This window comes from Oerskovia paurometabola, from assembly GCF_016907365.1.
GTDB classification, from domain to species: domain Bacteria; phylum Actinomycetota; class Actinomycetes; order Actinomycetales; family Cellulomonadaceae; genus Oerskovia; species Oerskovia paurometabola.
In genome coordinates, this window is sequence record NZ_JAFBBV010000001.1 from 482406 (window position 1) to 496971 (window position 14566).

Sequence of the window (14566 nt, forward strand, 5' to 3'; positions counted from 1 at the left end):
GGGGATCCCGAAACCCACGGAGGCCCATTTCTTGCCATGATGAACGCATGACTCCCCCCGCCACCCCGACCTCCGGCGTGCCCGCGAACGCAGGTGCGGACCGCCGTCGGACACCTCAGGACATCCGCCGCTGGCGCCGCTACCTGGCCGACGAGCGTGCCGAGGCCGCGACCTACCGTGACCTGGCCTCGCGCCGCACGGGCGAGGAGAAGCAGATCCTCCTGGCGCTCGCCGACGCCGAGAAGCGGCACGAGGACCACTGGCTCGCGCTGCTCGGCGACGACGTGGGCAAGCCGCTGCGCGGCGACTGGCGCACGCGGTCGCTCGGGCTGTTCGCGCGCCGGTTCGGCGGGGTGTTCGTGCTCGCGCTCGCGCAGCGGGCCGAGGCCCGGTCGTCGTACGAGACCGACGTCGACGCGACCGCCACGATGGCGGCCGACGAGCGCATCCACGAGGAGGTCGTGCGCGGCCTCGCGACGCGCGGGCGCATGCGCATGTCGGGGACGTTCCGGGCCGCGGTGTTCGGCGCGAACGACGGCCTGGTGTCCAACCTCGCGCTGATCCTCGGGATCGGGGCGTCGGGTGCGTCGAACGCGACCGTGCTGCTGTCGGGCCTCGCAGGTCTGCTGGCGGGCGCCCTGTCGATGGGTGCGGGCGAGTACGTGTCGGTGCGCTCGCAGCGCGAGCTGCTCGACGCGTCGACGCCTTCGCCGCTGGCGTCCGCGGCCCTGCCGCACCTCGACGTCGACGCCAACGAGCTCGCGCTCGTCTACCGGGCGCGGGGCCTCGCACCCGACGAGGCCGAGAGGCACGCGGGCGAGGTCCTGTCGACGTACACGGCCGCGACCGTGATCGCGCCGGCGGTGGAGGGGGACGAGTTCGAGACGCACGGCTCTGCGATGGGCGCCGCGGTGTCCTCGTTCCTGTTCTTCGCGTCGGGCGCGCTCATCCCCGTGCTGCCGTACCTGTTCGGCCTCCAGGGCGGGGTCGCGGTGCTCGTCGGGAGCGGACTCGTGGGGCTCGCGCTGCTCGGGACGGGCGCCACGGTCGGGCTGCTTTCGGGCGCCTCGCCGATCAAGCGGGCGCTGCGCCAGCTCGCGATCGGGTTCGGCGCCGCGGCCGCGACGTACGCGCTGGGCCTGGTCTTCGGGGCGACGGTCGCGTAGTCGTTTCCGAGGCCCGACGGCGGAGCGCGCCTCGGTCCTTGGGTGGGGGCCCTGTGGCGGACGAGAACTCGCGTGCCGGACATGTCCTCCTTGCGCTGACCGCCGGTGTGCGTCGATACTCGCCGCACACTCGGTGGCGGCAGGGCGCCCCGGCGGTGTGGGCGACGACGCTCGGTCGGCCCACCGCCTGCGTCCCGGTGCCTCCGACCGTCGAAGGCCCCGAGGAGACCGCGCTGATGACCGTTGACCTGAGGACTGCCGCGGTGCGGGCGGTTGCTGCCGCGGACGATGGGGTCGGGTACTTCGTCGTGGCCGACGGGCGGCTGTTCCTGACCGACGGGCGCGGTCCGGAGGCGGAGGTCGTGTGCGAGCTGCCGAACATCCGGGAGGAGTGGGAAGGTGGGTACTGGCAGGACAATCCGCTCGAATTGCGGCTGTACGTGCACGGACCGTGGGTGTGCGTCACCGAGAACTACGGCGAGCACGCGACATTGGTGAACACCTCCACTGGGCTGGTGCGTGAGTTCTTCCGGACGTTCGCCCACTACAACCCCCTTCCCTTCTCCGCGGGGTTCTTGGAGCGCGACGGGCGAACCCTGCTGATCGCCCAGACGGGGTTCAACAGGTTGGACATCTTCGACGCTGAGACCGGAGACCTCTTGACCGACCGTGAGATGTACTCGCGGACGGTCGGTGAGCCGAACGAGGAAGGCGTGTGGAAGGTCGAGAGCAAGAACTGGTCCTGGTTGCGCACCGGCTCTTTGCATGTTGCTCCGAGCTCTGCCTACTTCCTCTGCGAGGCCTATCAGATGCAGGACACGGTCGGCGTGTACTCCGTCGACGGCTTTCTGCAAGGCTGGGAGGCCAGCGCGACGCACATCGACGGCCGTGGGATGAGCACTACCAGGCCGCTGACGTTCATCGACGACACCACGTTCGCCATGGCCATGGACGACCTGGTCCTCGGGGAGTTCTTCTGGGACGAGGAGGATCTCGCCGAGCAGGGGTACGAGTACAAGCAGCTCGGCATCTTCACGATCCCGTCCCCGCTCCCGGGGAATGGCTGGATCGATCCGGTCGGGGTGGACTGCGACGCGTTCCCCCTCGGCAAGAAGGGTGAGGTCAGGGGGGAGCTGCACTATGACCCCGTCACCGGCCACCTCGTCGCCCTGAACGCTCACGGCGCGTTCCTCGTCAGGCTCGACGGGAGTGTCGTCGAGCGCCTGCCCGGCCTCAGCCCTTCCCTCGGGGTGTTCGACGACGGTGAGGGCGAGGGATGGCGATACGCGGCGGACCGCCGCGTGTTCTACCGGTGGCGCGACGGCGTCGGGATCGAGGAGCGGTCGTTCTCGTGGGCGGGGGCCCCCGACGGGGCGTCTGGCCGACCTGGCCTCGAAGGAGTGGAAACGAATGACCGTTGACCTGAGAACCAGCGCGGTGCGCGCCGTCGCCGCGGCGGACGACGGCCCGGGGTTCTTCGTGGTGGCCGACGGGCGGCTGCTGTCGACGGTCGGGCGCGGGCCGGAGGCCGAGGTCGTGTGCGAGGTGCCGTGCATCCGGGAGATTCGGGGGCCGGGGTACTGGGAGGGCAGGCCGCTCGAGGTGCTGCTGTACGTGCACGGCTCGTGGGTGTGGGTCGCCGAGCGGTTCGGCGAGAACGCGACACTCGTGAACACCGTCACCGGGCTGGTGCGGGAGCACAGCCGGGTGCTCGACGACGGCTACCCGGAGCACTCCGTCGGGTTCGTGGAGCGTGAGGGGCGCACCTTGCTGATCGCGCCGACTGCGTGGAACCGGCTGGACGTCTTCGACGTCGAATCGGGGGAGCTCCTGACCGATCGGGAGATGTACCGCCGGGGCGTCGGTGACCGGAACGCTCCGGGCGGGTGGGAGATCGAGGAGGAGAACTGGTCCTGGTTGGCGGTCTCGTCGCCACTCGTCTCACCGGACTCGCGGCACTTCCTCTGCCAATCCGACAACTACGACATGCCAGACCCCCAGGTGCAGATCTACACGGTCGAGGAATTCCTCACCGACTGGGGCGCCAGCGGTGCCCACGCCGAGGGCGGCATGAGCGGGTTCAACAGGTCGATCGCGTTCATCGACGACGCCACGTTCGCCATGGCCATGGACGACCGGGTCCTCGGGGGGTTCTTCTTCGACGAGGAGGACGTCGCCGAGCAGGGGTACGAGTACAAGCAGCTCGGTATCTTCACGATCCCCTCCCCGCTCACCAGGGACGGCGAGAAACGCTGGATCGATCCGGTCGCGGTGGATTGCGACGTGTTCCCCCTCGACGAGCACGGCGAGGTTCGCGGTGAGCTGCACTACGACAAGGCGACGGGGCACCTCGTGGCCCTGAACGCGAACGGGGCGTCCCTCGTCCGGCTTGACGGGAGCGTCGTCGAGCACCTGCCAGAGACCAGGTTCGAGCTCGGGGGCGTTGTCGAGGAATTCACGACCGGTGCCAAGGCCACCGTGTGGCAGTACTCGACCGACCGTCGCCTGTTCTACCGCTGGCGCGACGGCGTCGGGATCGAGGAGTGCTCGTTCTCGTGGGCGGGGGCTCTCGACGGGGCTCAGCCCGGCTGACGCAGGAGCGGCCCCGCGGCCCGACGGCGGAGGTGCGCTCCGCCGTCGGGCCTCAGGCCTCAGGGAGGCGCGTCAGACGACGAGGCCCAGCAGCAGGATCACGACCAGCGCCACGACGGACAGCACGCACTCCATGACGGACCACGTCTTGAACGTCTGGCCCACGGTCATACCGAAGTACTCCTTGATGAGCCAGAAGCCGGCGTCGTTGACGTGGGACAGGAACACCGATCCCGCGCCGATCGCGAGGACGAGCAGCGCGGCATGCGTGGGCTCGAGGCCCACAGCGAGCGGGGCCATGATCCCGGCGGCCGTGATGGTCGCGACCGTCGCGGACCCGGTCGCGACGCGGATGAGGGCAGCGACGAGCCAGCCCGCGAGGAGCGGTGAGAGGTTCGCGTCGGAGATGCCGCTCGCGATGACGTCGCCCACGCCCGAGTCGACGAGCGTCTGCTTGAACCCGCCACCCGCGCCCACGATGAGCAGGATGCCCGCGATCGGGGCGAAGGACTTGTCGACGAGCGTGCTGATCTCGTCGAGCGTGCGGCCCATCGCGCTGCCGAACGCCACGAGCGACACGAGCGAGGTGATGAGCAGCGCGACGAGCGGGGTCCCGATGAACTCGAGGCCCTTGCCGACGGGCGTGTCGAGGGTGCCGGTCGTCTCGACGACGGTCCGGGCCAGCATGAGGATCACGGGCAGCAGGACCACGGTGACGGCGATCGCGAAGCTCGGGCGCGGGGCGTCCTGGTCACGCTCGGACACACCCAGGACGGTCGTGGGAGGGGGCAGCTTGACCCACACGGCGAGCGGCTTGGCGAGCAGCGGCCCGGCGACGATCACGGTCGGGACCGCGACGAGGAGGCCGAGCCCGAGCGTCAGGCCGAGGTTGGCGCCGAGCGCGTCGATCGCGAGCAGCGGGCCGGGGTGCGGGGGCACGAGGCCGTGCAGCGCCGAGAGGCCAGCGAGGGCCGGGATGCCGACGAGGATCGGGGAGACCTTGGACCGGCGGGCCACCATCATCACGACGGGGATGAGCAGGACGACGCCGACCTCGAAGAACAGCGGGATGCCGATCACGAACGCGATGAGCGCCATGGCCCACGGCAGACGTTGCACGGGCGTGCGCGCGAGGATCGTGTCGACGATCTGGTCGGCGCCGCCCGAGTCGATGAGCATCTTGCCGATGATCGCGCCGAGCGCGATGAGGACGCCGACCCCCGCGACGGTCGAGCCGAGCCCGGCCGAGAAGCTCACGAACGCGCTCACGAAGTCGATGCCCGCGACGATCGCGAGGACCGCCGAGCCGATCATGAGGGACAGGAACGGGTGGAGCTTGAGCCACACGATCAGGACGATGATCGTCGCGATCCCGACGACCGCCGCGAGGACCAGCTGGGCCGTCCCGGCGTCGGTCGTGGGGGTCTCGGTGGCTGCGCGCAGGGCGCCCGCGGCGAGCGGGTGCGAGGCGAGGGTGAGCATCATCGCTCCTCGGTGTCGGTGTCGGTGTCGGTGCGGGGGTCGCCCGCCAGGTGGCGGGGCGAGCGGGGGATCGTGGGGTGGGGCAGGGCGCTGGTCGCGAGGATCCGGTCGACGAGCTCCTCGGGCGGGGTGCCGACGTCGAGCGTGATCCCGTCCTCGTCGTCCGCGAGGGGTTCGAGCGTCGCGAGCTGGGACGGCAGGAGCGACGCCGGCATGAAGTGCCCGCTGCGGTGGGTCATGCGCTCCTCGAGGAGCTCGGGGCTCCCGGTGAGGTGCACGAACCGCACGCGGCCGTGGGCCGTGCGGAGCAGGTCGCGGTAGGTGCGCTTGAGCGCCGAGCAGGTCACGACGGCGGAGTCGCCCTCGGCGGCTTGCTCGTCGAGCCAGTCGCGCATCGCCCGGAGCCAGGGCCATCGGTCCTCGTCGGTGAGCGGGGTGCCCGCGCTCATCTTGTCGATGTTGGCCTGCGGGTGGAACTCGTCGGCCTCGGCGTAGGGGCGGTGCGTGCGCTCGGCGATCAGGGTCGCGACCGTGGTCTTGCCCGATCCTGCGACGCCCATGATGACGAGGTGCACGGGTTCGGTCTCGCTCCCCGGTGTCGGGGCGGGGCTGACGTCTGTGTCCATGAGGGGTTCCTTGGCCTGTCGACTGCTGCGTCGTGCGCGGACCTCTGCGGCCGCTGTTCGAGCATGCATGATTGGTATCACCTTTGGCAAACAATGGTGTGACCAATGGCGGACGCCGTAGGCTCGACCCATGTCCGCGACGGTGCTCCACAGCTCGGTGACCGACGTCCTCGGTCAGCGCATCACCGCAGGTCACCTCCCCGCGGGCAGCACGCTGACCCTCGACGGGATCGGCACCGAGTTCGGCGTCTCCCGCACGGTGACCCGCGAGACCATGCGCCAGCTTGAAGCGCTCGGCCTCGTGCGCTCGGGCCGACGCATCGGCCTCGTCGTCCTCCCCGAGCAGGACTGGAACGTCTACGACGCCCGCATCATCCGCTGGCGCCTCGCCGGACCCGGCCGCGACGCCCAGCTCAGGTCCCTCACGGAGCTGCGCTGCGCCGTCGAACCCCTCGCCGCGGCCGGCGCCGCCCGGCACGCGACCCCCGAGGCCCGCACCGAGGCCGTCGAGCTCGCCGCGCGCATGCGCGAGCTCGGCGAGGCCGGGCACCTCGAGGAGTTCCTCCAGCTCGACATCCGCCTGCACGCCCTGCTCCTGCGCTCGTGCGGCAACGAGATGTTCGCGGCGCTCACCGAGGTCGTCGGCGAGGTCCTCGCCGGGCGCACGCACCTGGGCCTCATGCCGCAGGCGCCCGTCGCCGAGGCCCTCGACGAGCACGAGGCCGTCGCCCGCGCCGTCGCGGCGGGAGACCCCGTCGAGGCCGAGCGCGCCATGGCGGCGCTCGTGGGCGAGGTCCGGGCGGCGCTCGCGGAGTGAACCGGGCGACCGCGGGCCGTCGCCCGGACGGCCCGACGGCGTCGGGCACCGCGCGCGGAGGACCCACCTCCTGAGACGGTCGCCCCGGGAGACGGTTTTCTGGCCGGTGCGAGGTAGCCTCGTCGGTCGTGCCCCGCCTCGACGGCATCCTTGCCGACACGACCCCGCTCCGCGTCTCCCCGCCCTTCCGCCGGCTGTGGTGGGGGCTCGGGATCTCCAACCTCGGCTCCCAGCTCACGGTCGTCGCCGTGGGTCTGCAGGTCTACGCGCTCACGGGCTCGACGCTCGCGGTCGGCGTGCTCGGGATCTTCGCGCTCGTGCCCCTCGTGGCGCTCGGCCTGTACGGGGGCGCGCTCGTCGACGCGTACGACCGCCGCAAGGTCGCACTCCTCGCGTCGTGGGCGCTGTGGGTCGTCACGGGGCTGCTCGCGCTCCAGGCGTGGCTCGACGTCGGGTCGGTCGGGGTCCTGTACGGGCTCGTCGCGCTCCAGTCCGCGGCGTTCGCGATCAACAACCCCGCACGCTCGGCGATCATCCCGCGCCTGGTCGAGCCCCGGCTGCTGCCCGCCGCGAACGCGCTCCAGACGATCTCGTGGAGCATCGCGCTGACCGTCGGACCGCTGCTCGGGGCGTTCCTCGTGGCGCTGTGGGGGTACGGGATCGCGTACACGATCGACGCGGTGCTGTTCGCGGCGGCGCTGTGGGCCGTGTGGCGGCTGCCGTCGATCCCGCCGGTCCTCACGAGCGACGTGTCGGAACCAGCGAGCACTCCGGGCCACGGTGGTCCTGACAACCCTGCGGGGGATGGAGCGACGCCCCGCCGCAAGGTCGTCGGCATCAGCTCGGTGGTCGACGGCCTGCGCTACCTCGCGACCCGGCCCAACGTCCGCACGACCTTCCTGGTCGACCTCGCCGCGATGATCCTCGCGTTCCCGCGCGTGCTGCTGCCCGCGGTCGGCGTCCTGTTCATCGGGGGCGGCGAGACCACGACGGGCGTCCTGAGCGCGGCCTTCGCGGTCGGTGCGGTGCTCGCCGGGGTGTTCTCCGGGGCCCTGTCGCGCGTGCGTTGGCAAGGGCTCGTGATCGCGTGGGCCATCACGGCGTGGGGCCTGTCGATCGCGGCGTTCGGCGCGGTGCTCCTCGTCGTCGGGCGGACTGAACCCTCGCAGGTGCTCGTCGGCGGGCTCGTCGCGGCGTGCGTCGCGCTCGCCCTGGCCGGAGCGTCCGACGCCGTGAGCGCGGTCTTCCGCCAGACGATCCTGCAGACCGCGACCCCCGACGACATGCGCGGCCGCCTCCAGGGGGTCTTCATCGTGGTCGTCGCGGGCGGCCCCCGGCTGGGCGAGGTCGTGCTCGGTGCGCAGGCGAGCTGGTTCGGCGAGGCGTGGGCCGCGGTCGCGGGAGGCCTGGCCTGCATCGTCGTGGTGTGGCTCATCCTGCGCGCGCAGCCGCGCTTCCTCAAGTACGACGCGCTGCACCCCGAGCCGTAGAGCGGGTCCGTTTCGCCTCTCTCGCCGGTGCGCCCGTGTCCCCGAGTCCCCATGTGCCCGACGACGTCGCGCCGGACGCGTGGGTCCGCTCACCGAGCGTGCAGCTCGGGCGGTCCCGCACGCTGAGAGACAGCCCGTACTGCACTCTCGGCGTGATGGCGGCGACGTCGACCCTCCGACGCCGCACGTGACCTGCTGCGTGACCCTCACCACGGTCGCTCACCGCGCGACCACGCCCTCTCCTCACTATCGTCAAAGGACAACCTGACACGGAGGGGGTCGTCATGACCAGCAACGACGCGGGAGCGGCTGGGGACGCACAGGCCCAGGCCAGGGCCAAGCGGCTGAACAAGAAGGTCGTCGGGATCAGCCTGGCCGCCGCACTGGGTGGCTTCCTGTTCGGGTTCGACACGGCCGTGATCAACGGGGCCGTCGACTCGCTGTCCGAGACGTTCGAGCTGAACGCGGCGATCACCGGCTTCGCGGTGTCGTCGGCGCTCATCGGCTGCGCGGTGGGTGCCTGGTTCGCAGGGCCGGTCGCGAACAAGATCGGCCGCATCAAGGTGATGCTCATCGCGTCGGCACTGTTCTTCGTGTCGGCGTTCGGTTCGGGTCTCGCGTTCTCGGTGGTCGACCTGATCATCTGGCGCGTGGTCGGGGGTCTGGGTATCGGTGCGGCGTCGGTCATCGCTCCCGCGTACATCGCCGAGGTGTCCCCGGCGCGCATCCGCGGCCGGCTGGGCTCTCTGCAGCAGCTCGCGATCGTGACCGGTATCTTCGCCTCGCTCCTCACGGACGCCGCGCTGGCGGGGGCCGCGGGTGGCGCGTCGAACGTGCTGTGGCTGGGTCAGGAGGCGTGGCGCTGGATGTTCATGGCCGCGGCCGTCCCGGCGGTCGCGTACGGTCTGTTCGCGCTGCGCATCCCCGAGTCTCCCCGCTACCTGGTGGCGAAGGGCGAGACGAAGAAGGCCGCCGAGGTCCTGCGCGAGTTCACGGGGGTCCAGGACGTCGACCACAAGATCGCGGACATCGAGAACTCTCTCAAGTCGGACACGAAGGCGTCGATCAAGGACCTGCGGGGCAAGCGCCTGGGGCTCAAGCCGATCGTCTGGGTCGGCATCCTGCTCTCGGTCTTCCAGCAGTTCGTCGGCATCAACGTGATCTTCTACTACTCGACGACGCTGTGGCGGTCGGTCGGGTTCTCCGAGGACGACGCGCTCCTGACCTCTGTCATCACGTCGGTTACGAACATCGTCGTGACGATCGTGGCGATCCTCCTGATCGACCGGATCGGCCGCCGCATCCTGCTCCTCGCGGGGTCGACGGGCATGTTCGTCTCGCTCGGCATGATGGCCATCGCGTTCACGCAGGCCACGATGACCACGGCCTCCGACGGTACGTCCACGGCCTCGCTCGACGGCGCCTGGGCCACGGTCGCGCTCATCGCGGCCAACGCGTTCGTGGTGTTCTTCGGGGCGTCGTGGGGGCCGGTCGTCTGGGTGCTGCTGGGGGAGATGTTCCCCAACCGCATCCGGGCGAGCGCGCTCGCGGTCGCTGCCGCCGCGCAGTGGGTCGCGAACTTCGCGATCTCGACGACGTTCCCCGTGCTGGCCGACATCGGCCTGAGCTTCGCGTACGCGTTCTACGCGTTCTTCGCGCTGCTGTCGCTGTTCTTCGTCTTCTACAAGATCCCCGAGACGCGCGGCAAGGAGCTCGAGGACATGCGCGACGACTTCGTCATCAAGCGCGGGCACATCGTCGAGTCGGCCTGACGCGCCGTCTCGTCCCTGCCGAGAAGTGAGTAGATGCCCCTGAACCCCACGGTTCAGGGGCATCTACTCACTTCTCGGCGGGACGGGGGGCGTGCGTTATGCGAGTCCTGTGTCGCGGGCGACGATCGCGGCCTGCATGCGGGTCGTGACCTGGAGCTTGGCGAGCACGCGCGACACGTGGGTCTTCGCGGTGGCCTCGCTGATGACGAGCGCGTCGGCGATGCCCTGGTTGGACAGCCCGCGGCCCAGGGCCGCCAGCACGTCGGTCTCGCGCGGGGTCAGGTCGGACAGCCGCGGGTCGCCCGGGGTTCCCGTGCCCGACGGCGACGCTCCCCCCGGGAGGTGAGCGGCGCCGTCGGGCCTCGGGGCGGACGCGAACGCCGCGAGGAGGCGTCGCGTGACCTCCGGTGCGAGGACGCCGTCCCCGGCCGCGACGCGGCGGACCGCGTCGATGAGAGCGGCGGGCTCCGCGGTCTTGAGCAGGAATCCCGCGGCTCCTGCGCGCAGGGCCTCGTCGACGTACTCGTCGAGGTCGAACGTCGTGAGGACGAGGACCTCGGCGAGGCGCTCGGCGACGATCGTGCGCGTCGCCTCGATGCCGTCGACGCCGGGCATGCGCAGGTCCATGAGGACGACCTCGGGGCGCAGGGCGCGGGCGTTGGTGATCGCGGCGGCGCCGTCGGAGGCCTCGCCCACGACCTCGACGTCCGGCGCGGAGTCGAGCAGGAAGCGCAGCCCGGCGCGGATGGCGGCGTGGTCGTCGGCGAGCAGGACGCGGATCATGCGGGGGCTCCGGGGGAGTCGTGGCGGGCGGCGGAGGACGGGGGCGGGGGCGGGCCGCACAGCGGCAGCTCGGCCCGCACGGTCCACGAGCCGCCCGCGTCGGACGGGCCCGCCCGGAACGTGCCGCCGAGCGCCTCGGCGCGTTCGCGCATCGTGAGGAGACCGGTGCGGGCGCTCAGGCTCGGTGCCAGCGGCCCGGGGCGGGCGGTCAGCGTGCTCGTGACCTCGACCGCGAGGACCTGCTCGGGCGGCTCGGCCAGCCCGAGCAGAACCCGCACCCGGCACCCCGGGGCATGCTTGGCGGCGTTCGTCAGCGCCTCCTGCACGATCCGGTGCGCAGCCTGGTCGAGAGCCGACGGCAGGTGCACCGACCGGACGTCGCCGGGGTCCTCGACCTCGACCGTGAGGCCCTGGGCGCGCGCGGACGACAGCACGTCGTCGAGCCGGGCGAGGCGCGCGGGGGCCGCGACGGCCTCGCCCGCGAGCACCGTGCCGTGCGGTGCGTCACGGGTCGCGGGGTCGGCCGGACCGACCGTCGACGGGAGGCCGTCGCGCGTCAGGTCCGAGCGCAGCAGCAGGATCATGGCCCGCATCTCCTCGAGCGACGTGATGCTGCTCGACCGCACGAGCTCGAGCGCCGCCCGGTCCTTGACCGCGTCGGGAGGGGACGCGAGCGCGGCCCCCGAGTGGATCGCGATGGCCGACAGGTGCGACGCGATGACGTCGTGCAGGTCGCGCGCCATGGCCGCGCGCTCGGCCCGCACGGCCTCGTGCTGACCGAGCTCGGCGATCTGCTCCAGGTCGGCGGCGCGCTGCGCCTCGAGGTCGGCGCGCTGTGCTTCGAGGTCGGCCCGCTCGGCGGACAGGACCGCGAGATCGGTCTTCTGCCGCACGTTCGCAGCCCACCACAGCGGCGTCGCGATGATCGCCGCCGCCTGGATGCCCCCGAGGGCGAAGCCCTGCACGTCCCGGAAGTACTCGCCCGTGGCCACCGCGGCCGCGACGACGAGCACCGACACGGCGACGTTGACGACCGTCCGCAGCCGCTTGCTCCCGTAGAGCCCGCACGCGAACAGCAGCTCCCACAGGACCAGGAGGATGCTGAGGCTGCCGCCGATCAGGAGGTCGGCGACGACCACGAGGGTGCCACCCACGAGGGCGAGCGCGGTGTGCCGGCGCTTGGCGAGCAGGATCAGGCAGCCGACCGCGAGGGGCACGACGTGCCACCACCGGTTGGCGGGCTGCACGAACGCCGACATGGACCAGACCGAGACCACCCCGACCGCGAGCAGCGCGACCCCGATGAGGAACGTGCCGACCGCTCCGTACGGGTCGCCGGCCGGACCGTCGTCACGGAACCCGGCGTCGATCCGGCGCACGACGCGCCGCACGCGCGAGGTGTGGCTCGGCGCCGCGGTGTCGGCGCGCGCGGTCGGGGCCTCGGCGTCGGCGGCCGCAGGCAGGGGGTCGGGCACGCCCCCATCTCAGCACAGCTACCCGGGCCGGGGATCGCCCGAACGATGTACGGCGCGGCGGACGCCGGCCCGAGGATCACTCGTCCGCCCGACGCCGCCGCCCCCTGCCCTGCACGAGCCTTGCGGCATGGAACTCCTGCCCCTCCTCGGCGCGCTCGTCGTCCTGGCGCTCGTCGACTCGACGAGCTTCGGGACGCTGCTCATCCCCGTCTGGCTGCTCATGACCCCGGGCCGGGTCCGCGTCGCGCGCCTGCTCGTCTACCTCGGCACGATCGTCGGGTTCTACCTCGTGGTCGGGGTCGTCATCGCGCTCGGCGCGGGGGCCTTGGCCGACGGGTTCGGCGAGCTCTTCGAGACGCGGCCCGCCCGGATCGTCGAGCTCCTCGTGGGAGTCACGCTCGTCGCGTACAGCTTCCGCCTCGACCGGCGGTCCAAGGGGGCGTCGAACGGTCAGGGCCGCGTGCTGCGGTGGCGGGCCCGCGCGATGGGGGCGTCGGACGAGACGGGAGCGGCGCCGTCGGGCAGCACGCCCCTGCCCGACGGCGTAGCGCGCCCCGCACCCGATGCACACCCGGGTGTGGCGACCGCACCGCGCACCGGTTCCGTGACGGCCCTCGTGGGGCTGGCGCTCGCGGCCGCGGCGATCGAGCTCGCGTCGATGCTGCCGTACCTCGCGGCGATCGGGATGATGACGCGCGCAGACCTGGGGTGGCCTGCGACGGCGGTCGTCCTGGCGGCGTACTGCGTCGTCATGGTGCTGCCCGCGCTGGTGCTCCTGGCGGGCCGGGTCCTCGCAGCCCGCCAGGTGGGGCCGCTGCTCGAGCGGCTCAACGCGTGGATGACGAGGAACGCGGCGTCGACCACGGCGTGGGTCGTGGGGATCGTCGGTTTCCTGCTCGCGCGGGACGCCGTGGTGTGGCTCGGCTGGATGGGGTAGGCGTTTGCCGGAACGGCAACGACGCTTGCGCGAGGGCCGAGCCAGGCCCCATGGTCGGGGAAGACGGCCGACCCCTGCGGCCCGCCCCGACCCGAGGAGCCCGCGTGGCACACGACCACCAGAACCACGAGCACGGCCACCAGCAGCACCACCACGACCAGGCGTTCTGGGACGAGCGCTACGGTTCCGCGACGTCGGTGTGGAGCGGCAACCCGAACCCGCAGCTCGTGCGCGAGGTCGCGGGCCTGCCCGCGGGCAGCGCGCTCGAGGTGGGGGCGGGCGAGGGGGCTGACGCGGTGTGGCTCGCACGACAGGGATGGCGCGTGGTCGGGCTCGACGTGTCGCCCGTGGCTCTCGCGAAGGCCGCGGCGCACGCGGCCGCGGTGAGCGCCGAGGTCGCCGACCGCATCGAGTGGCGCCAGGCGGACCTCGTCGAGTGGGAGCCGGGGGACGAGCGGTTCGACCTCGTGACGGCCCACTTCATGCACCTGCCGGCCGACCTGCGCCGCCAGGTCTTCCCGCGCCTCGCACGGGCCGTGGCACCGGGTGGGCGGCTGCTCGTCGTCGGGCACCACCCCGAGGACCACGAGACGGTGCGCCGCGAGTTCGACGAGCACTACTTCTACACGGGCGACGACCTCCTGGCCGAGCTCGACCTCGACGGCTGGACGGTCGAGACCGACGAGGCGCCCACGCGCGAGATGCTCGACGCCGAGGGGCGTCCGGCCACCATCCGCGACACGGTGCTGCGGGTGCGGCGCCCGTAGTCCCGGACCGGGCTACGCCTCGGGCGCGGTGCGGAGCGTGATCCCCTGCGGGCCCGCGTCGAGCGCGGTCACGTGGGCGCTCGAGCCGTCGGGGAGCAGCACGACGAGCCGGTCGCTGCCGTTCGCGCGGACGCGCGCGTACTGGAGCCGGGTGGTCAGGTCGTGGATGCCGAGGGGCCGGGCGTCGGCAGCGGCGGCCGGGTCCGGTGCGGTGGCGTCCTGCTGCCCGACGGCGTCGCTCGCCGCCCCGCCCGGGTGCGGGACGGCCGGGGGCGCCGTCGGGACGGTGCGGGACTCGTAGGACCGGAGCGTGCCGACGATCGCGTCGATGAGGTCGTCGACCTCGGTGACGTCGTAGCCCTCCCGCCACTTCGTGGCCGCGAACCGCACCTCCCCGGCCGTGGCCGAGGTCAGCAGCCCCGTGCCGGGGCGGCCGCCCGCCTCGTACGCCTTGAGCGTCGCGCTGACGTCGTCGAGGTAGATGTCGACCTGCTCGACGTCGTAGCCCTCGCGGAACTTCGTCGCGGTGAACGTCGTGTCCAGGACCTGCTGGGCGGTCAGCATGGGGGCTGCTCCGAGGGGTGAGGTGGGGCGAGGTCGCCGCCGCGGTGGACCCCGAACGGGTCCACCGCGGCGGCACGGCGGGCGTCAGGGACGGA

Annotated in this window: 13 protein-coding genes; 8 read left to right on the plus strand and 5 right to left on the minus strand. The window is 72.2% G+C overall.

Annotation, left to right across the window (positions count from 1 at the left end):
• The first annotated feature begins 47 nt into the window (after window positions 1-47).
• The 3 genes from JOD48_RS02180 (at window position 48) to JOD48_RS02190 (ending at window position 3758) form a co-directional block, all read left to right on the plus strand.
• The gene (locus JOD48_RS02180; RefSeq protein WP_204807096.1) at window positions 48-1166 is read left to right on the plus strand and encodes a VIT1/CCC1 transporter family protein; all 1119 of its coding nucleotides are present in this window, start codon (window positions 48-50) and stop codon (window positions 1164-1166) included.
• Between the two features lie 236 nt (window positions 1167-1402).
• Window positions 1403-2587 (plus strand): hypothetical protein, encoded by a 1185-nt coding sequence (locus tag JOD48_RS02185; protein WP_204807098.1) that lies wholly within the window; start codon window positions 1403-1405, stop codon window positions 2585-2587.
• Window positions 2577-3758, plus strand: a complete 1182-nt coding sequence (locus tag JOD48_RS02190; RefSeq protein ID WP_204807100.1) for a hypothetical protein — start codon at window positions 2577-2579, stop codon at window positions 3756-3758. The genes JOD48_RS02185 and JOD48_RS02190 overlap by 11 nt, the downstream gene beginning before the upstream one ends.
• 72 nt (window positions 3759-3830) lie before the next feature.
• On the opposite strand, the gene JOD48_RS02195 is transcribed toward JOD48_RS02190, so the two are convergent.
• Together JOD48_RS02195 and JOD48_RS02200 are read right to left on the minus strand one after the other, a co-directional pair.
• Window positions 3831-5243, minus strand: coding sequence for a GntT/GntP/DsdX family permease (locus JOD48_RS02195; protein ID WP_204807102.1), 1413 nt, complete (start codon window positions 5241-5243; stop codon window positions 3831-3833).
• Window positions 5240-5866 carry a gluconokinase gene (locus JOD48_RS02200; protein WP_204807104.1) on the minus strand — a complete coding sequence of 209 codons (627 nt, stop codon included), beginning with the start codon at window positions 5864-5866 and terminating at the stop codon, window positions 5240-5242. Before JOD48_RS02200 ends, JOD48_RS02195 begins: the two co-directional genes overlap by 4 nt.
• Window positions 5867-5996: 130 nt before the next feature.
• Between JOD48_RS02200 and JOD48_RS02205 the strand changes: the two genes are divergently transcribed.
• From JOD48_RS02205 to JOD48_RS02215, 3 genes are all read left to right on the plus strand, one after another.
• Window positions 5997-6683: a FadR/GntR family transcriptional regulator gene (locus tag JOD48_RS02205; RefSeq protein ID WP_204807106.1), complete on the plus strand. Its 687-nt coding sequence runs from the start codon at window positions 5997-5999 to the stop codon at window positions 6681-6683.
• 128 nt (window positions 6684-6811) lie between these two features.
• Window positions 6812-8173 (plus strand): MFS transporter, encoded by a 1362-nt coding sequence (locus JOD48_RS02210; protein ID WP_204807108.1) that lies wholly within the window; start codon window positions 6812-6814, stop codon window positions 8171-8173.
• A 284-nt stretch (window positions 8174-8457) separates the two neighbouring features.
• Window positions 8458-9945, plus strand: a complete 1488-nt coding sequence (locus JOD48_RS02215; protein WP_204807110.1) for a sugar porter family MFS transporter — start codon at window positions 8458-8460, stop codon at window positions 9943-9945.
• Between the two features lie 96 nt (window positions 9946-10041).
• On the opposite strand, the gene JOD48_RS02220 is transcribed toward JOD48_RS02215, so the two are convergent.
• Both JOD48_RS02220 and JOD48_RS20030 read right to left on the minus strand, forming a co-directional pair.
• Window positions 10042-10728, minus strand: a complete 687-nt coding sequence (locus JOD48_RS02220; RefSeq protein WP_191789873.1) for a response regulator — start codon at window positions 10726-10728, stop codon at window positions 10042-10044.
• Window positions 10725-12203, minus strand: a complete 1479-nt coding sequence (locus JOD48_RS20030; protein WP_204807113.1) for a sensor histidine kinase — start codon at window positions 12201-12203, stop codon at window positions 10725-10727. Before JOD48_RS20030 ends, JOD48_RS02220 begins: the two co-directional genes overlap by 4 nt.
• A gap of 127 nt (window positions 12204-12330) precedes the next feature.
• On the opposite strand from JOD48_RS20030, the gene JOD48_RS02230 reads away from it, so the two are divergent.
• On the plus strand, window positions 12331-13140 hold the full coding sequence (locus tag JOD48_RS02230) for a GAP family protein (RefSeq protein ID WP_204807115.1): 810 nt from the start codon (window positions 12331-12333) through the stop codon (window positions 13138-13140).
• A 104-nt stretch (window positions 13141-13244) separates the two neighbouring features.
• Window positions 13245-13907, plus strand: coding sequence for a class I SAM-dependent methyltransferase (locus tag JOD48_RS02235; RefSeq protein WP_307823921.1), 663 nt, complete (start codon window positions 13245-13247; stop codon window positions 13905-13907).
• Between the two features lie 12 nt (window positions 13908-13919).
• Here JOD48_RS02235 and JOD48_RS02240 read toward each other — a convergent pair whose 3' ends face one another.
• Window positions 13920-14471 (minus strand): DivIVA domain-containing protein, encoded by a 552-nt coding sequence (locus JOD48_RS02240; RefSeq protein ID WP_204807119.1) that lies wholly within the window; start codon window positions 14469-14471, stop codon window positions 13920-13922.
• Window positions 14472-14566 lie beyond the last annotated feature (95 nt).

Bases quoted from the DNA above. Each gene is read 5' to 3' on its own strand.
- JOD48_RS02180 (WP_204807096.1), top strand. From the start codon at position 48: ATGACTCCCCCCGCCACCCCGACCTCCGGCGTGCCCGCGAACGCAGGT.
- JOD48_RS02185 (WP_204807098.1), top strand. From the start codon at position 1,403: ATGACCGTTGACCTGAGGACTGCCGCGGTGCGGGCGGTTGCTGCCGCG.
- JOD48_RS02190 (WP_204807100.1), top strand. From the start codon at position 2,577: ATGACCGTTGACCTGAGAACCAGCGCGGTGCGCGCCGTCGCCGCGGCG.
- JOD48_RS02195 (WP_204807102.1), bottom strand. From the start codon at position 5,243: ATGATGCTCACCCTCGCCTCGCACCCGCTCGCCGCGGGCGCCCTGCGC.
- JOD48_RS02200 (WP_204807104.1), bottom strand. From the start codon at position 5,866: ATGGACACAGACGTCAGCCCCGCCCCGACACCGGGGAGCGAGACCGAA.
- JOD48_RS02205 (WP_204807106.1), top strand. From the start codon at position 5,997: ATGTCCGCGACGGTGCTCCACAGCTCGGTGACCGACGTCCTCGGTCAG.
- JOD48_RS02215 (WP_204807110.1), top strand. From the start codon at position 8,458: ATGACCAGCAACGACGCGGGAGCGGCTGGGGACGCACAGGCCCAGGCC.
- JOD48_RS02220 (WP_191789873.1), bottom strand. From the start codon at position 10,728: ATGATCCGCGTCCTGCTCGCCGACGACCACGCCGCCATCCGCGCCGGG.
- JOD48_RS02230 (WP_204807115.1), top strand. From the start codon at position 12,331: ATGGAACTCCTGCCCCTCCTCGGCGCGCTCGTCGTCCTGGCGCTCGTC.
- JOD48_RS02240 (WP_204807119.1), bottom strand. From the start codon at position 14,471: ATGCTGACCGCCCAGCAGGTCCTGGACACGACGTTCACCGCGACGAAG.